Source organism: Methylophaga sp. F-2, from assembly GCF_056859315.1.
In genome coordinates, this window is the sequence record NZ_JBSXOF010000010.1 from 1 (window position 1) to 23,378 (window position 23,378).

Sequence of the window (23,378 nt, forward strand, 5' to 3'; positions counted from 1 at the left end):
CTTTCTACAAGAAAACCATCGGTTACGGACTGCCGGACTTCGCAGAGGAACTCAACTACGGAGTCGATCTATCAACCATCTGAGGGTGGTATCAGATTGATGGGGTGAAGGTGCCCCATCAACCATTAAATCCGTATACCCTTTTATTTGAGTACATTTCTACTCAGCGTAGTTGACTGTCTTTACTGCCTCGCCGGTTAAACATACTAGCGGCTTTATTTTCGTTATCTATTTCCTGTTGGCATTTCACGCACAGGTAAACGCCAGGAATGGCCTTACGACGACCTTCAGGTATTTCAGCATCGCATTCTTCACAATGCGTCAGACTTTCGCCTTGTGGTAAACGTGAGCGCGCTTGTTGAATCGCGTCATCAACACTGGCATCTATTTGATCTTGTACTGCCCCATCTCGGGACCATCCTCCAGCCATAACAACCTCCAACTGACTGATTTAATTATTTTTCATTATAGGCCTAAGTTATCTTAGACCCAATAGTCATTATTCAAGAGACTTTTTTGCCTAGCCGTTGTTTCCAGCGATAGATCGGGTACCAAGTCTGTCCGAGAATATGTCGTGGTAGCCGAACTGTTGTGCCGTATTCGGCAGGCCAGTAAATTCCTGGGAGATGATAGGTACCGAATAAGCGATCAAACAACACTGTGTGAGCTGAGTAGTTGGTATCAATAGCCGGTTTCTCTGAGCTGTGATGCCAATGATGGAATTGTGGTGTGACAAAAAGATACTTGAGGGGGCCAAAAGGAATATCCACATTACAGTGAATCAGAATGGCCTGAAGAGCAGCAAAGGTGACATATATATTTAATGCCGACTCATCCGCACCCAGTAAATAGAGTGGGATCATTACCATGGCGCGTTCGGAAAATACCTGCACAAAATGACCACGGGATCCTGCTAACCAGTCCAGATGTTCAACAGAGTGATGAACCGCATGAATAGGCCAGAGAGTTTTAACTTCATGATAGGCCCGATGCTCCCAATACAATACAAAGTCTGCTGCCAGGACAATTAATATGACTTGCAACCAAACGGACATAGCTTGAACGGCAGACTGCACCGATGGATTCACGGCCCAATCAAAATGGCTGGCATGATAGTTGGCAAAAATCAAAATCGCGGAGATAGCCAGATGGTTAAAGCAGAAATAAAACATATCGATTCCCCACTCAGGGCGGGTGATAACTTGATCTCGATATTTGGGAAACAGCTTTTCCATTGTCATGAAAATAGCAACGGAACCCAAAAAGGCCAGGATTAACCAATCGATGCCCAAAGATAATTCTTTTGGCTCTACATTACCGATAGGGATGCTGTAACCACCTAAAGCAAAGCCGATTAAGGTTAAAGTGATAGCGCCTAAACCATACGCTTTGTATTTGCCCTTGTTTAAGACAAAGGTCAATACAGCAAAAAATAATGAGAAATACATAGCGTATTTCAAAACTTGTTGTAACTGTTCAGCATCATAGACCTCGCGCAGAGCGGCGGTTGTTAAATAAGCTGGATATAGATAGGCCAGTACGGCCAAAAGGCTTAATACACTGAGTGTAAACGATAAATAACAGCTAATTCGACCCTCGCCAAAACGGAATTCTTTCGCTGGATTTTTTTCAATTTGTCTCGATTGATATTGGTAATGTTCTGTCATGATTTGAGCTGAGATTATTAAACTTGGCGGACATAATGTCGGTATTACTGAATTTCTTCAATATGCTTGGCGACGACTCTAATATGAGTTGAGTAGCAAAAAGGCGTGTTTTAGATAGATACTTTGTATTATGGCTTTAGCCGATCTTTGTTATCCAGTAAGATTCTGACGTAAGCTCATCAGAGCTTGAATCTGTAGTTAACTGAGTAACTGAATGAAATACACCGATTTACGTGACTTTATCAATGGCCTGGAACAGCAGGGTGAATTAAAACGGATTAAAACCGAAGTCGATCCTGCACTGGAAATGACGGAAATTGCTGATCGCGTATTACGAGCCGGTGGTCCGGCATTACTGTTTGAAAATCCGAAAGGATCTAATATTCCTGCGTTAGTGAATCTGTTTGGTACACCCAAACGAGTGGCGATGGGGATGGGAGAAGACTCTGTCGAGGCTTTACGTGAAATCGGTAAGTTACTCGCTTTTCTGAAAGAACCTGAACCACCCAAGGGCATGAAAGATGCGTGGGAGAAACTCCCCATCTTTAAAAAAGTGCTGACCATGTCACCCAAGCTAGTCAAAAAGGCAGCGTGTCAGGAGTTGGTGCTTCAAGGCGATGATATTGATTTGGCAAAGTATCCAATCCAACTATGTTGGCCGGAAGATGCCGCGCCTTTAATTACCTGGGGGCTGGTGGTGACCAAAGGCCCGCACAAGGAACGGCAGAACTTGGGCATTTATCGCCAACAAGTCATCGGCAAAAATCGAGTGATTATGCGCTGGTTATCACATCGTGGTGGTGCACTGGATTTTAAAGAATGGCAACAGACCCATCCGGGAGAGCCGTTTCCTATTAGCGTGGTTTTGGGTTGCGATCCTGCCACCATTTTAGGTGCTGTTACACCTGTGCCTGATACTTTGTCCGAATATGCTTTTGCAGGGTTACTGCGTGGCAGTAAAACCGAATTAGTCAAATGTATGGGTAATGATTTACAAGTACCGGCTAATGCGGAAATTGTACTGGAAGGCTTTATTTATCCCGATGATAAGGCTCCAGAAGGGCCGTATGGCGATCACACGGGTTATTACAATGAAGTGGATAGCTTTCCTGTCTTTACTATCGAACGAATAACACAACGGCAGAATCCGATTTACCACAGTACCTATACCGGTCGTCCACCAGATGAACCGGCTATTCTTGGTGTTGCCTTGAATGAAGTGTTTGTGCCGATATTACAAAAACAATTTCCAGAAATTGTTGATTTCTATCTACCACCAGAAGGCTGTTCTTACCGAATGGCTGTGGTGAGCATGAAAAAACAGTATCCCGGCCATGCCAAACGCGTGATGATGGGGGTATGGTCTTTCCTGCGTCAGTTTATGTACACCAAGTTTGTGATTGTGGTGGATGATGATGTCAATGTAAGAGACTGGAAAGATGTGATTTGGGCGATCACCACGCGGATGGATCCTGCCCGGGATACCACGCTGGTAGAAAATACACCCATTGATTATTTAGACTTTGCTTCGCCGGTCTCAGGACTGGGTTCTAAAATGGGTATGGATGCCACCAATAAACTGCCGGGTGAAACCGATAGAGAATGGGGACGGCCGATCGTGCGAGATGCTGAAGTGGTCAAACGCATTGATGCTATCTGGGATGAGCTCGGTTTAAGTAGCGATTAAAGTCAATTGATCGGCATCAAATAGGCTAAAGCAAAATAGACGATATTTAATATCGATAAGGCAATAATCAGATAAAGCGTGATTTTCATGCCAAGAACACGCTTTTTTATATCCTGGTTTTTGATGCCAATAGCATGAATGATCCGACCGGTTAGCAATGTGATGCCGGCAAGGTGAATGATCCAGTTATACACCACAATATTTTCCAGTAGAAACATCAAAATTAAGGTGATGGGAATATATTCGGTAGCATTTCCCTGGGCACGGATAGCGGCTTGTAATTCATCATTACCACCGTCACCCAAGCCGATTTTATGCTTGCGACGGACGGCGATAACGCCCAGTGATAATTTGACAATCAGTAAGGCGCAGAGGCTGGCATACAATGCTGTAATCATAATGACTTTCCTTGTTTGTTAGTGGCCATCAGTGTTCCCTGTGACCCAATGTCCACCTTCATTCGTAAACTCTTTTTTCCAGAACGGTGCTTTGTACTTCAGCTCTTCAATTAACCAGTCACAAGCATCCAGCGCGGCACGACGATGCGCTGACCAGCAAGCAATGACGACAATGGCATCTCCGGGATGGACTTCCCCGACACGATGAACTATCAGACAATCGAGTAATGGCCATTTTTGCCTTGCCATATCTTCTAACTTTTCCAGGTAGCGGGCGGTCATCGCTGGGTAATGTTCAAGCACCATCTTTTTTATATCAGTACGATCACTAAAGTCTCGCATAGAACCGATAAAGCTGGCCGTTGCGCCATACTGACCTGCTAAGTTCTGCGCTGACTGTTGCTCAGCAATGATTTGCCACGGCTCAATAAGATGGTCACTTACCCAACTCGCCATATTAGCCTCCGGTTACCGGTGGGAAAAAGGCGACTTCATCGCCGTCTTGTACTGGTGTGTTGAGTTTTGCGTAGTCTAAATTGATAGCGACAAGCAGATTATCCGGCACAGGCTTATTTTGGGTGGCCTGATTCCATGCATCTAGAGCGGTACTGGCAGTAGTCAGTTCCATATCGGCTTGACCGAGTTTTTCTCGAAGACTGGCAAAAAATTTGACTTGAATACTCATCTGGTTGATCGTTTCAGCTAATTTAAAGTTAGAGGATAACATTTGCGATGACGGATTTGACCCATTTTAATCAAGCAGGTGAAGCACATATGGTTGATGTCGGCGGTAAAGCCACGACAGACCGTGTTGCCATTGCTGAGGGCACCATCGTTATGTTACCGGAGACCTTTAATTTAGTAGAACAGGGCGGACATAAAAAAGGCGATGTATTAGGGATTGCCCGGATTGCTGGGATTATGGCGGCGAAAAAAACAGCGGATTTAGTGCCATTATGTCATCCATTGGCGTTGACCAAGGTGTCAGTCGATTTTGTCTTAGACAGTGAAACAGCTTCCATACATTGCCGGGCAACAGTGGGAACCAGTGGTCAAACGGGCGTAGAAATGGAAGCGCTTACCGCGGTACAAGTCACGCTTCTGACCATTTACGATATGTGTAAAGCGGTTGATAAAGGTATGACGATGACCAATATTCGTCTATTGGAAAAAGCGGGTGGGAAAAGCGGGCACTGGCAGCGTAGTTAAGCGAAGATTTCATCAAAGCTCACAAGCTGACCAGAACGTGTTGTGTCATAGCCTTTAAAATCTTTCACTTTTCGATGGAAAGACGGGCTTTTCAATAAACTGATAATGGCCTGTACTCTTGGGTCATCCACTAATAGCTGCGGTACTGCCAAGCAGTAGTGTTCCCATACCAAGGGGATAAACTCCAGATTGAATTTATCGGCAATGGGAGCGATACCGAAGCCAATATCGGCAGCACCACTAGCCACCATGGCTGCCACTGCCATGTGTGTGAACTCTTCATGTGAATAGCCTTTAATATGGTCACTGGAAATAGCATTCGCTACAAGAAGTTGATCAAATAACGTGCGGGTGGCCGACCCCGTTTGCCGGTTGATAAAAGTGACTCCATCCTGAGTCAGCGAGCTGAGATCGTTGATGTGTTTCGGGTTGTCCCTAGTAACCATCAGACCTTGATTACGACGAACCACATAGATCAATTGATGTTGTTTTTCATCAAGCAGTTTTAAATAGTCGCTCATTAAGTGACGTCTTAACTCGCCAATCGGAAGATGGAAGCCTGCAATATGACAATCACCAGCTTTTAATGCTTTCAGACTTTCCTGACTGCCGTGAAAATGTAAATCCAATAAAAAGTCAGATTGCTGATCGAGTAATTCTTTCAGTGCACCAACGGCTAGACCATGACTGGTAAAAATTTTAAATGTATCGCGGGGGCTATGATCTAATATGGCTTCAAATTCACGTTTCAATTCTGTGGAAAAGTTATCCAATTCCGGAGAAAATGAGGCGCTGAGATGCCGGTTCGCATGCATTAGCTTTTCTCCGACCACAGCCAATCTGGCGCCACGACCTCGTTCGAGAATGACCAAGGGCTGCCCCAGCAGGGCTTCCCATTTATTCAATAAACCCCAGGCAAAGCGATATGACACGCCAAGTTTGTCGGTGGCTTGTTTTAACGATCCTTCTTGCTGAATGGCTTCCAGCATCTGAAACAGAATGTCATCAATGTGATGCGGTTTTCCGTGCTGGGTCAGTTGCCAGTGAAAGTCTATTTTAATTTCCATGATTTACATCGGGTAATTGTTGTAACAAAACTGTCATGATAAGCGCCTTTTAACCGCTAACTAAGATTACAAGCTGTTTTGCAGCTATGTAGTGTTAAAAATTCAGACAAGGAGAAGAACATGACGATAAAGAGAAGCCTGCTGGCTGCCGGTGTTCTGGCGGCATTATCGGGTCCTGCCTATGCGGGATCTGAAATTGAAACTCTGATTAATATGCTGCATGAAAACGGTATGGTCAATGATGACCAGTATGGTCGCTTGATGGCAGAATTAAAACAAAATCAGGCTCAGGCAAAACAAGAAAAACAACAAGTCGATGCCAAACTCGCTGAAGCGACCAAGCCTTCAGATGTTGAAGTCACCGTCAAGGGAGGGATTGGTGTTAAGACCCGTGACGGTAAGTTTGAAAGTAAGTTAGGTGGTCGCTTACAAGCCGATGCGGCAAGCTATAGTGGTCAACCTGAAATGGGGGATGGTTCAGAATTTCGCCGTGCCAGGATTTCTTATTCGGGCACAATGTATAACGTGTGGGACTTTAAGCTCGAATATGATTTTGCCAGTACCGGGTCAAATGGCAGGGGGATAACGGATGCTTACCTGGCCTATACAGGCTTTGAGCCAATGGATATCACTGTCGGTAATTTTAAAACACCGTTCAGCTTAGATTATCTGACCAGTGCAAATAACACATTATTTATGGAACGCGCGCTGCCTAACGCTTTTTCTTCAGGAAGAAAGATGGGAATCATGGCGAGTAATGAAACAACGCACTGGTCATGGGCGACAGGCATCTTCGGTGATTCCATCACTAATAAAGGTGGTCAAAATGATGAAGGCTGGGGGGCAACGGCTCGTGGTACCTGGGCTCCCATTAACGATGGTGTGCATTTTGTGCATTTAGGTCTTGGCCTTAACTACCGTGATACTGACGATAGTGGAAAAGTGGGCTTCGATAGTGAGGCCGAATCACATGTATCTGGTGTAAGCATTATTGATACCGGAGATATTACTTCAGTCGCAGATTTTTATAATATCGGTGCTGAACTGGCTGCTGGTCACGGGCCATACTCTGTACAAGGTGAATATATCACCACAAAGGTGAATCGCAATAACGGTAAAGATGCCGACTTTGATGGCTGGTATCTGCAAGCGGGTTATATCCTGACCGGCGAGACCCGCCAATACAAAAATGGTGTGATGGGTGGCGTGAAACCAAGCTCGATTGTCGGTGAAGGTGGTTATGGTGCTTGGGAGCTGGCCTTGCGCTATAGCTCGCTTGATTTAAGTGATGCAGGTATTGATGGTGGGGAAGCGGATGCAATGACGTATGGTGTGAACTGGTATCCAACACCAACATTACGTTTCTCTGCTAACTATGTGGACGTGCTGGAAGTCGATGGTGGACCGAATGATAATGATGAACCATCCGTATTTCAGGTTCGAAGCCAATGGGCGTTCTAAGATAACTTAACTATTGAGGGCTGTTTACAGCCCTCAATGCTATTTCTGGTTTTAATTGGCTTTTTTAGGTTTTACTTCGCCAATTGCGCCGTCTGCTCTGGCTTTAAGATAGTTATAAATGTCTTCTCTGCCTTTCATGACTTTTGCATTTGATGACCAGGCCGGCATGCTGCCGATAGTGCCCGTTTTTCCATGCTCTACCGTATTAAAAAATTCCTCTTTCGAAATCACATTCAGGCTTTCAGCCAGATTAGGCCCAACCATACCTTGACCATAGGTGCCATGACAGCGGGCGCAGAAGTTTCTATACAGTTTGAAGCCAGCATAGCTTGAGGCATCAAGTTCATTGCCATTCGTTACGGTGTAAGGTTTGTCATCAGCAAAAACTGATGGTGCTGAAATAAGCAGCAGTGTTGCTGAAAGCAAAACTGGCTTAATTGATTTAAGTTGAAACAACATGAACATCTCCATTAAATCTGAACTTCCAGCCCCTGTTCCGGGGCCGGATAATTCAATAATAAGATGTTATTTTCTGACCTGGTTGGGTGATTTGCCCTGATATATAAGTCAAATACCCTTCTTTTGTAGGATTTATCCTCGATTTAACAGATCTCTTAAATCGATCAAAGCCGCATTGGCCCGAGACACGTAAGAAGCCATCACTAATGAATGATTAGCGAATAAGCCAAACCCATTCCCATTCAAAATGACCGGACTTAACACCGGCTCCTGTGTGGCTTCCAGTTCGCGAATGATCTGACGAAGGCTGACTAGAGCGTTTTTCTTCCTTAAGACATCAGAAAAATCATATTCGACGGCTTTCAATAAATGGATGAGGGCATAGGTTGTTCCTCGCGCTTCGTAGAATACGTCGTCGATTTTATTCCAAGGCGTTTTTGTCACCACTTCATCTGCTAAAGGGGTTGATTGCAGCGCCTCAGCATCACCGGCTAAGTCAGTATTAATCCGGACCTGACCTACACTGGCGGTTAAGCGCTGTGACAAGCTACCAAGACGTTTTTCTGCCACGGATAACCAGGCGACTAAGTTATCGGCCCTGGCATAAAATTGAGCATCATCCTGATTACTGCTCAATCTGGCTAAGTAGGATTTAAGAGACTTAATGCCCGCACGGTATTCACGTTCAGTGGGCGGGAATAACCAGGAGTTGGAATTAAAGTTAAACTGAGGTTCAGCAATCGCCAGATCCTCATCTTCACGTGATTGTGATTGTGAACGACTGATGTCATTGCGCAAGACCCGAGCAAAATCACGAATCTGCACCAGCACGCCGAACTCCCAGCGAGGGATATTGTCCATCCACACGGATGGTGGCATGACATCATTGCTCAAGTAGCCACCCGGTTTATCCAGTAGCTTTTCAGCGAGTGTGATGAGTGTCGCTGTGGATGTATAACCGGTTACCAGTTGTTGTTGCTGTTGAGATGCCATAATTCTGGCATTTTCAGTGGGGTCAAATTCACTGGGGGCGATGCTCCACCACACCATCAGAATGACCATAATGGATGCAATCACACCTATGATGACGCCGGTGGTCTTAATGATACGTTGACGAGTTGTGGTATCGGCAAAACTGTCGCTGACTGACCAGCCGAAATCACGGATTTTATGTGTTAAGCGTTTCATTGACATCTCATATCTGAATAAGTGGGAGTGTTATGTGACAGCTTATGCGCTATGAATCTTTAAGACAATGGGGTTGATGAAAGACAATTCAAGCTTGACTTAAATTGCTTCACCTCAGAATAATGACAGGTTTGCAAAAATGATTAGGAAGCGGGGGACGCTTTTGTTATGACATTGAGAATTGAGATCGATGATCTGGCCAAATATTTTGGTGCGATCAAAGCCGTTGATGGTGTGTCATTTTCTGTCAGTAAAGGCGAAGTGCTAGGGTTTTTAGGCCCAAATGGTGCCGGCAAATCAACGACGATGAAAATGATTACCGGGTTTTTGACACCGACAAGAGGTACGGTAAGAGTTTGTGGTTATGACGTGCTGACAGACCCTATTTCGGTGAAAGCACATTTAGGATATCTTCCTGAGGGGGCACCGGCTTACGCGGATATGACGCCGGATAGTTTCCTGAAGTTTATTGCTGAAATTCGAGGTATTAAAGGGGCTGACAGACGTCGTGCTGTCGACAGTGCAGCTGAGCGGGCAAGAATTACCAATGTCATGTATCAACCGATTGAAACCCTGTCGAAAGGGTACAAGCGTCGTGTTGGTCTGGCTCAGTCTATTTTGCATAATCCGCCCGTGTTAATTCTTGATGAACCTACAGATGGTCTCGATCCGAATCAAAAACACGAAGTCAGAACATTAATTAACGAAATGGCGGAAGATAAAGCCATTATCATCTCTACCCATATTCTCGAAGAAGTACACGCTCTGTGTACGCGTAACGTCGTTATTGCTAACGGTAAAGTGAAGTTTGACGGCACACCTCAACAACTGGAATCAAAATCACGTTATTACCATGCCGTTGTGGTCAATGTCGCTAATGTCGAACAAAAGGCATTCGAGACCTTCTTGAACTCATTGCCGTTTGTTGCTCAAGTTGAACCTGTGGAAGGGGCTGGCTTCAGAGTCTATCCAAAAGATGGACAGCAAATTACCGCCGACTTATCAGAGAAAATTCGTGAGAATGGCTGGAGCATTGATGCCTTGCATACGGAAGCAGGTCGCCTGGATGAAGTTTTCCGTAGTATTACCATGCCTAGTACGGGAGCCAAAAACTGATGAATATGCGTAATATCTGGTTCATTATGAAACGTGAGTTTAATGGCTATTTTGCTACACCGGTGGCTTATGTTTTCATTATCATTTTTTTGTTGTTAACCGGCTTTTCAACATTCTATGTTGGTAACTTTTTCGAACGTGGTGAAGCCGACCTTTATCCTTTCTTCTCCATGCATCCATGGTTATACATCTTGTTGATTCCGGCCATATCAATGCGTTTATGGGCCGAAGAACGTAAGAGTGGCTCAATTGAGTTATTGATGACCTTACCTGTTTCTGTTTTTGAAGCCGTTATTGGTAAATTCCTCGCGGCCTGGGCGTTTACTGGCTTAGCGTTGTTTTTGAATTTTCCATTGTGGATTACCGTGAATTATCTGGGTAATCCTGATAATGGTGTCATTGTGGCGAGTTTCTTAGGCAGTTTATTAATGGCGGGCGGTTTTCTGGCCATTGGCTCATGTATCTCAGCGATTACCAAAAATCAGGTGATTGCCTTTGTGATTAGCCTGATTATTAGCTTGGTATTTGTACTGAGCGGCTATGGTATCGTCATTGACTTTTTCAGCGGCTGGGCACCTAAGACATTAGTGGAAACAGTGAGCTCGTTTAGTTTCTTGACCCATTTTGACGCTATCAGCAAAGGCGTAATTGATATGCGAGATATGATGTATTTCATTTCATTAATCGTTATCTGGCTGTTTGCTAACGCCCTTATCGTCAATGCTCGTAAGGCTGACTAGGAGAGAATTGCGACGATGAATAAACAACTATTATCTGCAACAGGTCTGATTCTGGCCATCATTCTGTTTGTATCATTCAATATTGTGGTCAATGGCAACTTCAAATCAGCACGTGTTGATTTGACTGAGGATAATCTTTACACCTTATCCGATGGCACGGTTAACATTCTCAAATCGATGAAAGAGCCGATTAGTCTGCGTTTTTACTACACAGAAAAAGCAGCTCAGGCGTTGCCTAGTTTGAAATCCTATGCACAACGTGTTCAGGAACTATTGCTTGAATATCAACGAGCTTCGAATGGCAAGATTCGTTTGTTTGTAATGAACCCAGAACCTTTTTCATCCGATGAACAGCGTGCTGATCAATATGGTTTGCAGTCTGTGCCGATTGATGGCGAATCAGATCCATTATATTTTGGTTTGGCAGGTACCAATGAAGTAGATGGTGTTGAAACGATTCCTTTCTTTCAGCCAGAAAAAGAAGATACGCTGGAATATGATCTGACAAAATTGATATACAAACTGTCTAACAACAACAGAAAAACGGTGGGGGTGATTAGCTCTCTGGAAGTTGATGGTGAGCAGTACGATCCTTTAAAAGGTGAAGTCGCCTCTGCTGATGGTGCCAAACCTTGGGCCATGATGGCTGAGTTACGTCAGATGTTTAATGTCTCTATGCTACCTACCGACGTTCGCCGTATTCCCTCAAGTATGGATGCATTAGTGGTGATTCATCCCAAAGAGCTGTCTGAAAGTACGCTCTATGCGATCGATCAGTACGTGTTGGCTGGTGGTAAGTTGATTACCTTTGTTGACCCTTACGCAGAAGTCGATAAGCCGAAAAAGGATCCGGACAATCCAATGAGTGCCATGTTGGCGCCTCGCAGCTCAAATATGGATGAATTATTTGAGGCATGGGGCTTTAAGCGTTCCAATACTGATGTCGTAGCGGATCGTAAAACCGCAACGAAAGTGGATTTCGGTGCTAAGACAGATTATCAGCCCATCGATTATGTACTCTGGCAGAAGTTGACCAAAGGCAACTTTAATAAAGATGAGCGTATCACCTCAGCTTTACGTCAATTGAATGTTGCCACTCCAGGGCGTTTTGAGATTCTGGATGGTCATACCACAAAAATTACGCCTTTATTCTCATCAAGCAACGAAGCGATGCTGGTGGATAAGCGGGTGGTTCAATTCCGTAATGATCCTGTTGCCCTGTTGACCAAATATCAACCGGGGACAATTAGTTATCCAATGGCTATCCGCGCCCAAGGCGAGGTAAAAACAGCGTTCCCTGATGGCGCGAAAACGGTGTCTGGTGAGTTGAAAAAAATGCCAGGCCATTTAGATAAAGCTAAGAGTGATATTGATGTTATCGCCATTGCTGATGTCGATATGCTGGATGATCGTTTTTGGGTCGAAACTCAGGACTTTTATGGCAAGCAATTAGCCTTTAATACATCAAATAACATTGATTTACTGATTAATGCTATTGAGGATATGACTGGCAGTGAAGGGTTAATCAGTATCCGTTCCCGAGCAGGTTTTTCCAGACCTTTTTACAAGGTAATTGAGCTGCAACGTGATGCCGAAAAACGCTTCCGTACCAAAGAGCGTGAATTACAGAACAAGCTGAAAGAAACGCAGCAACGTATCGCCCGTATGCAAGTCCAGCGTAGTGGTTCAGGACAACAAATATTATCTCCTGAGCAACAAAAGGAAATTGCTGAATTCCGTCTGACCGCCAATAAGACTCAGCAACAACTTCGTGATGTACAGGCTAACTTGCGTAAAGATATTGATAAACTTGATGCACAGCTGAAGTTTTTCAATATAGGTTTGGTACCGATATTAGTCGGATTATTAGCGGTTTTCACTGGCTGGATGCGTATCCGGAAACGCAATAAAGCACGTAGCCAGCAATAACGATGCTGTTTTAGTCGACTCGATAATAGGTTTATAACATGACAAAAAAATTCAACAGTTTGACTATTCTTTTCATTATTACAGTCGTGATGGTATTGCTGATGTTAGTAACCATTTATCGAACTGATGATAATGATGATGATTATGGATTGTTGTTTCCTGATTTATTCAGTGAATTGAGTCAGGTAGATAATATTCAATTCAGCAGTGGTGAAGATCAGTTTTCACTGCATCGAGAAGGGGAAGACTGGTTTATTCCTGATCACTACAACTATCCAGCAAACTTTGATGAAGTGAAGCGTATGTTGATTGATCTATCAGAAGCAAAGCTGATGGAGAAAAAGACCTCTAATCCAGAGCAATATGCTGTGCTGGGCGTGGATGGCGCTAAGCCTGAAACGCCTGATGGTGATTCGATCAAAGTGTTGTTAAAGCATGGAGATAATGACATTGCAGGCTTACTATTAGGTAAGCAACGTGACGTGACTGTCGCCAGTGCTGGCCCTAAACAGTTTTATGTCAGGCGTGTAGGTGACGAGCAAAGCTGGTTAGCCGAAGGCTACTTGCTGATTAGTCCAGTGATGTTGAACTGGATTGATAGTCAGGTTATTGATTTAGCGCGTGAACGTATTGCTCGGGTGGAAATTATTCAGCCTAATGGTGATATTGCTACGCTGGTAAATTTAGGCAAAAAAGACAAATTTGGCACACCTGAGTCGGGTGAAAAAACCGTATTTAAATATCCTCAGTTGGGGTACGACATAGCGGGATCATTACACCAGTTGCGTATGGAAGACGTGTTACCGAAAAAAGATTTTAATCGGGGCGACGCGGACGTGGTCATTGCGCGGTTTATTACATTTGACGGTTTGGTGATAACCACCAAAACGTCATTTATTGATGGTTTCTACTACACAACGTTATCTGCGGATTATCAGCCGGAACTGATCAGCGAAGCATCTGATGATATTAAAGCGCTTGATGTGCTGAAATCAGAAGAACAAGTCAAAACTGAAGCTGAAGCCTTAAATAAAAAACTGTCTGACTGGGTATATCGTGTCAGTGGTTTTACAGGGACAAATCTGATGAGATCGAAAGCGGATATTGTTACAGAAAAAAATAATGTTATCCCAATGCCGGCTGATTTAAATGGTTTTGGACCACTCCGCTAGGCATAAAAAAGGCTCTGAAAAGAGCCTTTTTTTATTTCAGCATTGACTGTACTGCCGCCGCTAGTTCATCAGCAGAAAATTTAGGGATAAATTTATCTGCACCGACTTTTGAAACCAGTGCCTGATTAAATGTGCCGCTCATTGAGGTATGTAATAGAATTGGCAAGCTCTTCATTGCCGGGTCATTTCTAACTTCAGATGTCAGTGTATAACCATCCATCTCTGGCATTTCGATATCGGATATCATTAAGGCGATTTTTTCATAGATATCTTCACCATTCGCTTTCCACGCCTTGAGCATATCCAGAGCTTCCTTACCATTTTTAGCTAAGGTAATTTCTAAGCCAATTTGCTCAAGCGTGCGTTTAATCTGATTTCTGGCCACACTGGAGTCATCAACCACCAGAATATGTTGTCGTATCTCTTGGTTATGTTCAGAATAATTATTGACTAACTCAGAAGATACGTCAGCCTGAATACCCATCACCTCGGCTAAAACTTGCTCAACATCAATAATCTGGACTAACTTGTCTTCAAATTTGGTAATAGCAGTCAGATAACTGCTGGCACCTGATGCTGCTGGTGGCGGTAATACATCAGACCAACTGATATTAATAATACGTTCAACAGAGGTGACTAAAAATCCTTGAACAGAACGGTTATATTCGGCGAGGATGACAAAACTCTCTGCCATATCTTGTATAGGTCGACGTCCGATGCTTTGTGATAAATCAACAATGCTGACTGTTTGTCCACGTATAGAGGCCATACCTTTAATATTAGGATGAGATTGTGGAAGCTTGGTTAAGGCCGGACAAGCAATCGCTTCACGAACTTTAAAAACGTTAATGCCGTAAAGCTGAGCGGTGCCTAGACGAAATAACAATAACTCCAGACGATTCGTACCGGCAAGGTTGGTACGTTGGTCTACACCATCAATAATGCTGCTCATGTTGACTCCTCTATACTTAATGATGCTATCGGCAATGCTTAACAAGTCTTGAGTTTTTGCGATTGAGTCTAGGCATATAACTTGCAGCATTGAAATCAAGAAGTTTTTTAACCTCACATATTAGGTAAACTCGCATGATTCGTAGATTTTTTTTATGCTTTCTAAGTGTCGTTTTTTTGACGCCTTCTGTAAATGCCGAATCTTTACAAGCTTTAGCCGGAATTGAGCAAACTGCTTACGTTTTTGCCATGAACGATGCACAAGCCTATTACGACAATCCTCAAGTGATTGTTGATGCTATGGATAAACGCTTACGACTGCAAGCCTGTTCTGGTGATTTAGAAGCTTTTTCTACATCCAATGCTAATACAGTTGGAAAAAGAACTATCGGCATCCGCTGTCTTGCGCCAATAGAGTGGACTGTATACGTAGCTGTTCAAGTCAAAGTCATGCGCCCTGTCGTTGTGGCAGCGAAAGCGTTGGCAGCAAATCAGACTTTGAAAGCATCCGATGTTAAAATTGTTATGCAGGATATTAGTGACTTACGGCAAGGTTTTTTACTTTCAACTAACAAGGTATTGGGTCAACAGTTAAAGTATCCCGTTGCTATGGGAACAGCGCTGACTCCACGTAGTCTCAAACAACAGAAAGTCGTTCAGCGAGGTGAACAAGTCATACTTGTTGCTCAAGCAGGATCTATGGAAGTGAGGATGAATGGCATGGCGATGGAAGATGCCGTTTTAGGTGATAAAATTAAAGTAAAAAATAATTCTTCAAACCGGGTGGTAGAAGGTGTCGTACAGGCGCCAGGCATTGTTCAGGTGACAATGTAAAAAATTCTCAACTTTCTTTCTTTGCTGCCGATACAACAAACATAAGATAAACGGAGACAGCTTATATGTCTGATATTAATAGTATTAAACCACCATCTCAGACGGAATATAACCCGTCACGAAATGTAGGTGAACGCAATGAGACGGCAGAAAAATCAACGTCAGTGACAACATCAAGCCCAAACACGGAAAGTGATAAAGTGAGTTTAAGCGATACACTGTCACAGGTAGAAAAAAGCTTAGCTGATGTCCCTACTGTGAATCAGGCTAAAGTCGATAGTATTAAAGCGGCAATTGATAACGGCACTTATCAGGTGGACAGTCAACAGTTGGCACGAAAAATGATTGATTTTGAGGGTAACCTGTAGAAAGGACATCCTCATGTCAATGAATGCCATGCAGCAGCTGAGTACGATTTTACAATCTGAAATCAGCAATAGTACTGCACTTGCAAGCCTGTTAAAGCAGGAACGCGATGCGTTAAAAATTTCAGATGTTGATAAAGTCTCTGAAATAACCAAACTCAAACAGCCGTACCTGTTAAAGCTGGAGCAACTTGCCCGACAGCGTGAGCAGTTACTGTCTGCTGTCGGTTTCCCAGCAGGAAAGTCTGGTTTAGAGGCCTTTATTGCAAACCAGGAAGAAGCCGACGCAACTCGTATGTCTATGCAGGTATCACGGCTTCGTGAAGTGGCAAAAACTTGCCGGGAGTTTAATCAAATAAACGGTGGCATTATCAATGTAAACCGGCAATATTTGGTCAGGGCTTTATCTATTCTCCGTGGACGCGATCCCGAAACTGGCGCTTACGGACCCGGTGGTGAATATACCAGCCAAGTTGTCAGACAACCTTTAATTGGTCGCGTCTAATTTTGACACCAATCTGCTAGCACATTTACCCATGCCGGATCATCATTCATACATGGAATGAGCGTCAATTTCTCGCCGCCGGCTTCTTTAAAGACTTCTTCGCCACGAATGGCAATTTCTTCTAATGTTTCGAGACAATCGGTGACAAATGCCGGACATAAAACCATGACATGTTTTGCACCTTGTTGAGCTAAATCTCGCAAGGTGTCTTCTGTATTTGGTCCTAACCATTTTGCCCGGCCTAATCTAGACTGGAATGCGACGGAATAACGCTGTTTTTCTAAACCGGCTTGCGAGGCGAAACATTCAGTGGTTCTCATGACCTGATGTCGATAGCAGGTTTTATGAGCGGGATGACTGCCCTGGCAGCAATTATTCTGTTTTAGACAGTGTGAACCCGAACTATCCAATTTAGTGATATGTGACTCGGGCAACCCATGATAACTAAATACCACGTGGTCATAAGGTTGTTCGAGATAAGGCTGAGTACTGGTCACTAAAGCTTCTATGTATTGAGGGTGATCGTAAAAGGGGGGGATGATCGTCAGCGTAATATCTAATCCATGTTTTTTGATAACACGCTTAGCTTCCTCTATAGATGTGGTCACCGTGCTGTCTGCGTAATGCGGGTAAAGTGGGATATAGAGTACTTCTTCTATCGATTTATCTGCGGTAATTTTTAATAGCTGCTGTTCAATACTAGGATTGCCATAACGCATTGCCATTTCTACAGGCATTGTTAGTCTAGCCTGAAGTGCATTTTTCAACTTTTCTGATAAAACGATTAGCGGAGAACCTTCAGGCATCCATACACTTTGATAGGCTTCTGCTGATGCCTTTGGCCGAGTGGGCAAGACAAACAGGCTGACAATCATCCTGCGTAGTATCCAGGGCAGTTGAATCACATATGGATCCATTAAAAACTGATTAAGGTATCGGCGTACGGCTGTTGTCGTAGGTGCGTCAGGAGAACCAAGGTTAGCTAATAAGATGGCACGTTTTGTCATAGGATTAGTTTACGGTTTATTCAAAAGATTGTAGAGAGCATTATCTAGCTCAGTATATTGGAATTGATAACCAATTTCCTTGGCTTTTTCCGGATACGCTCTTTGCCCCCCTAATAAAAGTTGAGACATTTCACCTAATGCCAATTTTAAAATTGATTCGGGTGCTTTTAGGAATGTGGGGCGATGTAGCTGCTCGGCCAGAGTGTGGGTAAACGTTTTATTTGTGACCGGATGAGGAGCTGTAGCATTGAATACCCCTGTTGCTGAAGGATTCTGGCTGATATAAATAATAAGTTGAACGATGTCAGTAATATGAATCCATGGCATAAACTGGTGTCCATCTCCGAGCGTGCAGCCAAACCCGAGTCTAAAGGGTAATAGCATACGTTGAAGAACACCACCATCCATGCTCAGAACGAGTCCGGTACGAATGATACAGACTCTGACATCATCCGCAGCGGCTAATGCGGCCTGCTCCCAATTCTCACAAAGTTCGTGAGCATAGTCACTTTTGTAACCACTATCCTCAGTCAACGGTTGAGCCCCCTGATCGCCATACCAGCCAACGGCTGAGCCGCTGATTAATGTATGTGGCTTTTGCTGAAGACTTTTTATCCAGTTGACTAAATTTCTGGTCAAGTCGATTCGGCTTTTTTCCAAAATTGTTTTTTGTTTTTCACTCCATCTCTTATTCGCAATAGGTTCACCGGCAAGATTAATGACAATATCTACAGCATGTTTCTGATCGATTTCATCAAGAGATTCTACGGCTTTTACCTTGTCACTGAAGAGGTTGTAGACTTTTTGTCTGTCTCGGCTTAGAACAGTGACATCATTACCCGATGTTAAGAGATGCTGGCAGAGTGATGAGCCAATGAGTCCTGTACCACCAGTAATTAGATAATGCATATTGATGTCCTTAATAATCTTCGCCAGACCTTCACATTTTTTAGTAATCCCAATGCTAATATAATTTACACAAGATGAGATGGACGTGAAGAGATGAAAATTAAAGTCGGCATCAGTAGTTGTTTGCTAGGTCATGAAGTACGTTATGACGGTACGCATAAACATTTGCGTCTGGCTACAGAGAGTTTATCGCGTTATTTTGATTTTGTACCTGAGTGTCCAGAGGTGGGAGTAGGCATGACTATTCCACGCAAACCAATACGTTTGGTGGGTAACCCTGAGAGCCCGGATGCGGTTGCCGTTCATGATGAGGCGTTAAATTACAGTCATGCACTGACGGCTTTTGGAGAAAAAAAAGCAGCAGAACATCAAGACTTGTGTGGATATATCTTTATGAAAAACTCACCGAGCTGTGGTTTGTTCAGGGTAAAGGTTTATCAGGAAAATGGTTATCCTTCAGCTACTCCTGGACGAGGCTTGTATGCCAAAGCGTTTACCAATTTACATCCTTTATTACCGGTGGAAGAGTCGGGGCGATTATGTGAGCCTTTACTAAGAGAGAACTTTGTAACGCGTGTTTTTGCTTATGCGAACTGGCTTCAGCTCAAAAAGCAAGGCTTAACGGTAAAAGCCATTTTAGATTTCCATGTCCGTTACAAATATACCTTGATGGCACATTCTCCATCGAAGTATGCCGAGTTGGGGCGTATGTTAGCGGATGCGGGTAATCATGAACCAGATGCATTGGGTGAGCGTTATTTTGCAGAGTTAATGACGACACTGAAAACATTAGCATCAAGAAAAACCCACACAAATGTATTGATGCATTTACAGGGGTACTTGAAGAAAAAAATTTCGAGCTCTGAAAAACAAGAGCTGGCGACGATAATTGAACAATACAGAACTGCGCAAATTCCTTTGATAGTGCCTGTGACACTGTTACGGCATCATTTTAACAATCATCCAGATCCATACATAAACAAACAGGCATACTTGCAGCCTTATCCAGATGATTTAAGCTTAAGGAATGCTATTTGACGTTATTAATGATGAATTATGATGAGGGTGAGTTCCGTTTAGTGATGGCGAATTTAGCAAAAACTTCTGCTGCTTAGTTTATTCCGGTGACATGGGGTTAGTAATGAGATTCTAATCAATGATATTCTCATGTATTCATAACGTTACGGATAGATAAGCTAGATATGGATGATCAAGTTATACTAAGAAAACAAGCTGATCGCTTATACGACGAAGTGTTGTTTTCTAATCTCACAGTAATGGGCGTCTCCATACTGGTTTTTATCGTGTTTTTTGATCATGTCCAGTCCCACTCAATACTATTATTTAGCTGGAGTCTTACTATTTGCCTATTGTCTTCAATACGGCTGATAGTTCTGTTTCTATATAAAAAACATAATGATATTTTTGGTTTTACGCCAAAAAAATGGATTATTCTCTATACCTTTCTGACGGGGTGTGTTGGGATCGTTTGGGGGTTGGCAAGTATTTTTTATGTCATTATCGACGATGTTCAAATCAATACCTTATTCTATATTCTAATCAGCACTGTGATAGCTGCTGCTGTGCCTGTACTAAGTGCTTATTTCGCTACTTTTCTGGCGTACACCCTTCCCCAATTAGTATTACTTACCAGTATGTCAATTTATCAGATCGAGACTACGTCAGCGGATAAATTGGTTTACATCCTAATGTTTGGTTTTATTGCTTTTTATGCCTTGATGTTTTCTATGGCGAAGCGGGCGAACCACAATCTGATCAGAAGCTTGAACCTGCAAAAGAAAAATCAGTATTTAGTAGATCAACTTAATGATGAAATGATAAAACGCGAAGAGCTTATTGAAGAGCGAACCAAAGCGTTACAACTGAGTAATGAAAAATTACAAGCCAGTCAGGCGCACATGCTCAAGTTATCTCGGGCCGTAGAGTCAAGTCCAAATTCTATTCTGATTATGGATGCAAAGGGTACGATTGAGTATGTCAACAAAAAATGCGAACAGGTATCAGGTTATTCTGCCACCGATATGATTGGGCAGAGACTCGAGAGCTACAAATCGAACAAAATGGTCTCAGCATTTTTTGACGAAATCTGGCATCAGGTTGCTTCTGATGGGCAATGGTCAGGAGAAATCGAAAACCGCCGGAAAGATGGCAGTCTCTACTGGGTTAAGCTTTATCTCGCAGCAGTTTATGATGACAAACAACAGATTAGTCACTATGTCGCTATTTATGAGGATATCACCGAGTCAAGAAAATTAGCGAAGAAATTGTCATTTCAAGCAACACATGATGATTTGACTGGTTTGATTAATCGTACTGAATTTGAGCGACGATTGTCGATGCTGGTGAATGATGCTCAGCGAATAGGAACTGAACATGCCTTATGTTTCCTTGATTTGGACCAATTTAAAGTCATTAACGATACCTGTGGTCATATTGCAGGAGATGAACTGCTTCGGCAGTTAGGCTCGTTACTCGGTAATTCCACACGAAAAAGCGACACGTTAGCAAGACTTGGCGGTGATGAGTTTGCGATTCTTGTGGAAGATTGTGAGCTGGAAAAAGCCGAGTTTATTGCAAATGAAATTAAAGAATTGATATCGCAATTCCAGTTTATCTGGGAGTCTCAAGTTTTTACTGTCGGTGTCAGTATTGGTGTCACGATGGTGACCTCCCACACTCGAGATAGAACTGAGGCGCTTAAACAGGCCGACAGTGCATGCTATGCGGCCAAAAATTCTGGCAGAAACCGCGTTTACATTTATCAGGAACAAGATCAGCAGTTAACCATTCAGAAGGGAGAGTTTAAATGGGTCAATGAGATAAAGGATGCATTGACCGAAAATAGATTCGAGTTGTATGCACAACCTATTGTTAGCACGGCAACAGGCTCACTGGACATGTATGAAGTACTCGTCCGACTGAGAAACAGAGCGGGTCGATTATTCCCACCGGGCGCATTTCTCTCCTCGGCAGAGCGTTACAATTTGTCTGAACGAATTGATAAATGGGTTGTAAGCCATGTATTTGAATGGTTGGAGCAACATTACACTTCCGTACCCCATTTAAAATACTTAGCTATTAACCTTTCAGGTACGAGCCTAAGTAATGAGGATATGTTGGACTTTATCAAGACAAAATTATCCTCAGCGTCTTTTCGTCGGGAAATGATTAAGTTTGAAATTACTGAAACCGCCGCTATTGGTAATTTGAAACAAGCTCACTACTTCATTAAAAGCTTATTGGAGTTAGGCTGCAAATTCTCTTTGGATGACTTTGGTAGTGGCTTGTCATCGTTTGCCTATCTGAAAAATTTACCCGTACAAAGTATTAAAATTGATGGAATGTTTGTGAAAGATATGCACATCGACCCACTTGATTATGAAATGGTTAAATCGATTAATGATATTGGTCATGTTATGGGATTGGTAACTATTGCTGAATTTGTTGAAGATGAAAAAATCTGGCAAAAGTTAAAAGCCATTGGCGTTGATTATGGTCAGGGATATCATCTAGGAAAACCTGAACCTATTGATGGCATTCTTCATCATACTCAAACCATTGAGCCTGTAGCATAATTTGATAAGACTCTAGCAAGAGAGTTGCGCGTGATGTTTCTAGTCAGATAATTGACAGTTACATAATCGATTGTTATCGCTTTATGTTTAATTTAAGTTATTGATAATTATGTAAAAATATATTTTATTGCTATCTTGTTGTTTGGGCATGGTTCCTGCAAAAGCTTAACTATCCAGCATGTTTTACTTTTTTGGTAATTAAGTCTGTATAGGAGATGATGTATGAATGCCCTGGCAAAAATGGATGACGCCGCTCAATTACAACAGGAGCAAAATCAGTTTTCACAACTATCTACACATTATGATAAAAAATATCGTACAGGCTGGTTTCGTATGCATGGAGAGCCCAGACCTTGTTTTACACCGACCTTACTGAGTGAAATTGCTAGCTATTTTTCGAGTGTTAAACAAGACATGCGATTATCTCAGGGGCAAAAATACGATTACCTGGTGCTAGCCTCAGATGTTGATGGCATCTTTAATTTGGGAGGTGATCTCGGGCTGTTTGCAAATCTTATTGAGCAGCAAGATGCCGATGGTTTGCTGGCGTATGCAGTGAGCTGCATTGACGTTTTATATGCCAATATGTCCCATCTCGATAGCGATCTGACCACTATCGCTTTAGTCAAAGGTGATGCACTGGGAGGGGGCTTCGAGTCGGCGCTATCAAGTAATGTATTGATTGCTGAAAAGGGCGCCAAACTCGGGCTTCCCGAGGTCTTATTTAATTTATTCCCTGGTATGGGTGCATTCTCACTTTTATCAAGAAAAATTGGCGCATCAAAAGCAGAAAAAATGATTCTGGCCGGTAAGTTATATTCTGCTGAAGAGCTTTACGAGATGGGCGTTGTCGATATTCTCGCTGAGCCTGGACAAGGCGAATGGGAAGTTTATCGTTATATTGAAAAATCGAACAAAAATGCGAATAGCCATCGGGCTATGAGACAGGTTAAAGATGCCTGTAGTGCGGTTAGTTATGACGAATTATTGACGATCACTAAAATTTGGGCTGAGTCAGCATTGAAATTGCAACCTCGTGATTTGCGTATGATGCAACGTCTAGTCCATCGTCAATCCAGTAAAATCGTCAATCCAGTAAAACAGATGTCTTAGCATCA

Annotated in this window: 24 protein-coding genes; 13 read left to right on the forward strand and 11 right to left on the reverse strand. The window is 43.1% G+C overall.

All coding sequences use genetic code 11. The features are described from left to right. Window positions 1-163 precede the first annotated feature (163 nt). Window positions 164-430, reverse strand: coding sequence for a DksA/TraR family C4-type zinc finger protein (locus AC13DA_RS00830; RefSeq protein WP_007146900.1), 267 nt, complete (start codon window positions 428-430; stop codon window positions 164-166). A gap of 73 nt (window positions 431-503) precedes the next feature. Further along, on the reverse strand, window positions 504-1,667 hold the full coding sequence (locus AC13DA_RS00835; protein ID WP_284452185.1) for a sterol desaturase family protein: 1,164 nt from the start codon (window positions 1,665-1,667) through the stop codon (window positions 504-506). Window positions 1,668-1,881: 214 nt separating this feature from the next. On the opposite strand from AC13DA_RS00835, the gene ubiD reads away from it, so the two are divergent. Further along, window positions 1,882-3,354, forward strand: a complete 1,473-nt coding sequence (gene ubiD / locus AC13DA_RS00840; protein ID WP_284452186.1) for a 4-hydroxy-3-polyprenylbenzoate decarboxylase — start codon at window positions 1,882-1,884, stop codon at window positions 3,352-3,354. A gap of 2 nt (window positions 3,355-3,356) precedes the next feature. Here ubiD and AC13DA_RS00845 read toward each other — a convergent pair whose 3' ends face one another. From AC13DA_RS00845 to moaD, 3 genes are read right to left on the reverse strand one after another with little or no spacing between them, the layout of a single operon-like run. Next, on the reverse strand, window positions 3,357-3,752 hold the full coding sequence (locus tag AC13DA_RS00845) for an MAPEG family protein (protein ID WP_273178740.1): 396 nt from the start codon (window positions 3,750-3,752) through the stop codon (window positions 3,357-3,359). An 18-nt stretch (window positions 3,753-3,770) separates the two neighbouring features. After that, the gene (locus AC13DA_RS00850; protein WP_007146895.1) at window positions 3,771-4,208 is read right to left on the reverse strand and encodes a molybdenum cofactor biosynthesis protein MoaE; all 438 of its coding nucleotides are present in this window, start codon (window positions 4,206-4,208) and stop codon (window positions 3,771-3,773) included. A 1-nt stretch (window position 4,209) separates the two neighbouring features. After that, complete coding sequence (gene moaD, locus AC13DA_RS00855) at window positions 4,210-4,437, reverse strand: molybdopterin converting factor subunit 1 (RefSeq protein WP_007146894.1); 228 nt, start codon at window positions 4,435-4,437, stop codon at window positions 4,210-4,212. 47 nt (window positions 4,438-4,484) lie between these two features. Here moaD and moaC point away from each other — a divergent pair, with 47 nt between their 5' ends. After that, window positions 4,485-4,961, forward strand: a complete 477-nt coding sequence (moaC, locus tag AC13DA_RS00860) for a cyclic pyranopterin monophosphate synthase MoaC (RefSeq protein ID WP_007146893.1) — start codon at window positions 4,485-4,487, stop codon at window positions 4,959-4,961. On the opposite strand, the gene AC13DA_RS00865 is transcribed toward moaC, so the two are convergent. Then, window positions 4,958-6,028: a substrate-binding domain-containing protein gene (locus AC13DA_RS00865; RefSeq protein ID WP_007146892.1), complete on the reverse strand. Its 1,071-nt coding sequence runs from the start codon at window positions 6,026-6,028 to the stop codon at window positions 4,958-4,960. The genes moaC and AC13DA_RS00865 overlap by 4 nt on opposite strands. A 120-nt stretch (window positions 6,029-6,148) precedes the next feature. Between AC13DA_RS00865 and AC13DA_RS00870 the strand changes: the two genes are divergently transcribed. After that, the gene (locus AC13DA_RS00870; protein ID WP_284452187.1) at window positions 6,149-7,489 is read left to right on the forward strand and encodes an OprO/OprP family phosphate-selective porin; all 1,341 of its coding nucleotides are present in this window, start codon (window positions 6,149-6,151) and stop codon (window positions 7,487-7,489) included. A gap of 51 nt (window positions 7,490-7,540) precedes the next feature. On the opposite strand, the gene AC13DA_RS00875 is transcribed toward AC13DA_RS00870, so the two are convergent. Together AC13DA_RS00875 and AC13DA_RS00880 are read right to left on the reverse strand one after the other, a co-directional pair. Next, window positions 7,541-7,948 carry a c-type cytochrome gene (locus tag AC13DA_RS00875; protein ID WP_284452188.1) on the reverse strand — a complete coding sequence of 136 codons (408 nt, stop codon included), beginning with the start codon at window positions 7,946-7,948 and terminating at the stop codon, window positions 7,541-7,543. Window positions 7,949-8,080: 132 nt separating this feature from the next. Then, window positions 8,081-9,136, reverse strand: a complete 1,056-nt coding sequence (locus AC13DA_RS00880) for a DUF2333 family protein (RefSeq protein ID WP_007146889.1) — start codon at window positions 9,134-9,136, stop codon at window positions 8,081-8,083. A gap of 168 nt (window positions 9,137-9,304) precedes the next feature. On the opposite strand from AC13DA_RS00880, the gene AC13DA_RS00885 reads away from it, so the two are divergent. Genes AC13DA_RS00885 through AC13DA_RS00900 form a run of 4 tightly spaced genes read left to right on the forward strand, consistent with a single transcriptional unit; the run spans window position 9,305 to window position 14,093 of the window. Then, window positions 9,305-10,252, forward strand: a complete 948-nt coding sequence (locus tag AC13DA_RS00885; protein ID WP_284452190.1) for an ABC transporter ATP-binding protein — start codon at window positions 9,305-9,307, stop codon at window positions 10,250-10,252. Then, window positions 10,252-10,992 carry an ABC transporter permease subunit gene (locus AC13DA_RS00890; RefSeq protein WP_007146887.1) on the forward strand — a complete coding sequence of 247 codons (741 nt, stop codon included), beginning with the start codon at window positions 10,252-10,254 and terminating at the stop codon, window positions 10,990-10,992. The genes AC13DA_RS00885 and AC13DA_RS00890 overlap by 1 nt, the downstream gene beginning before the upstream one ends. 15 nt (window positions 10,993-11,007) lie before the next feature. Next, a complete protein-coding gene (locus tag AC13DA_RS00895; protein WP_284452191.1) occupies window positions 11,008-12,921 on the forward strand; it encodes a Gldg family protein in 1,914 nt (637 codons plus the stop codon). 38 nt (window positions 12,922-12,959) lie between these two features. Next, window positions 12,960-14,093: a DUF4340 domain-containing protein gene (locus tag AC13DA_RS00900; protein ID WP_284452192.1), complete on the forward strand. Its 1,134-nt coding sequence runs from the start codon at window positions 12,960-12,962 to the stop codon at window positions 14,091-14,093. A gap of 31 nt (window positions 14,094-14,124) precedes the next feature. Here the strand turns inward: AC13DA_RS00900 and AC13DA_RS00905 are convergent, their stop codons facing one another. Then, window positions 14,125-15,045, reverse strand: a complete 921-nt coding sequence (locus AC13DA_RS00905; protein ID WP_007146884.1) for a chemotaxis protein CheV — start codon at window positions 15,043-15,045, stop codon at window positions 14,125-14,127. A 134-nt stretch (window positions 15,046-15,179) separates the two neighbouring features. Between AC13DA_RS00905 and flgA the strand changes: the two genes are divergently transcribed. The 3 genes from flgA (at window position 15,180) to AC13DA_RS00920 (ending at window position 16,748) form a co-directional block, all read left to right on the forward strand. Next, window positions 15,180-15,878, forward strand: coding sequence for a flagellar basal body P-ring formation chaperone FlgA (flgA, locus tag AC13DA_RS00910; protein WP_284452193.1), 699 nt, complete (start codon window positions 15,180-15,182; stop codon window positions 15,876-15,878). Between the two features lie 65 nt (window positions 15,879-15,943). Continuing rightward, window positions 15,944-16,246 carry a flagellar biosynthesis anti-sigma factor FlgM gene (gene flgM / locus AC13DA_RS00915; protein ID WP_284452194.1) on the forward strand — a complete coding sequence of 101 codons (303 nt, stop codon included), beginning with the start codon at window positions 15,944-15,946 and terminating at the stop codon, window positions 16,244-16,246. A 13-nt stretch (window positions 16,247-16,259) separates the two neighbouring features. Beyond that, window positions 16,260-16,748, forward strand: a complete 489-nt coding sequence (locus tag AC13DA_RS00920) for a flagella synthesis protein FlgN (protein WP_007146881.1) — start codon at window positions 16,260-16,262, stop codon at window positions 16,746-16,748. On the opposite strand, the gene hemH is transcribed toward AC13DA_RS00920, so the two are convergent. Both hemH and AC13DA_RS00930 read right to left on the reverse strand, forming a co-directional pair. Then, on the reverse strand, window positions 16,745-17,755 hold the full coding sequence (gene hemH, locus AC13DA_RS00925; protein WP_284452195.1) for a ferrochelatase: 1,011 nt from the start codon (window positions 17,753-17,755) through the stop codon (window positions 16,745-16,747). The genes AC13DA_RS00920 and hemH overlap by 4 nt on opposite strands. A 9-nt stretch (window positions 17,756-17,764) precedes the next feature. Next, window positions 17,765-18,664 carry a TIGR01777 family oxidoreductase gene (locus AC13DA_RS00930; protein ID WP_284452196.1) on the reverse strand — a complete coding sequence of 300 codons (900 nt, stop codon included), beginning with the start codon at window positions 18,662-18,664 and terminating at the stop codon, window positions 17,765-17,767. A gap of 93 nt (window positions 18,665-18,757) precedes the next feature. Here AC13DA_RS00930 and AC13DA_RS00935 point away from each other — a divergent pair, with 93 nt between their 5' ends. From AC13DA_RS00935 to AC13DA_RS00945, 3 genes are all read left to right on the forward strand, one after another. Next, window positions 18,758-19,702 carry a DUF523 and DUF1722 domain-containing protein gene (locus AC13DA_RS00935; protein WP_284452197.1) on the forward strand — a complete coding sequence of 315 codons (945 nt, stop codon included), beginning with the start codon at window positions 18,758-18,760 and terminating at the stop codon, window positions 19,700-19,702. 164 nt (window positions 19,703-19,866) lie between these two features. After that, entirely contained in the window at window positions 19,867-22,260 is a 2,394-nt protein-coding gene (locus AC13DA_RS00940) for an EAL domain-containing protein (protein WP_284452198.1), read from the forward strand. Between the two features lie 222 nt (window positions 22,261-22,482). Then, the gene (locus tag AC13DA_RS00945) at window positions 22,483-23,373 is read left to right on the forward strand and encodes a crotonase/enoyl-CoA hydratase family protein (protein WP_284452199.1); all 891 of its coding nucleotides are present in this window, start codon (window positions 22,483-22,485) and stop codon (window positions 23,371-23,373) included. Window positions 23,374-23,378 lie beyond the last annotated feature (5 nt).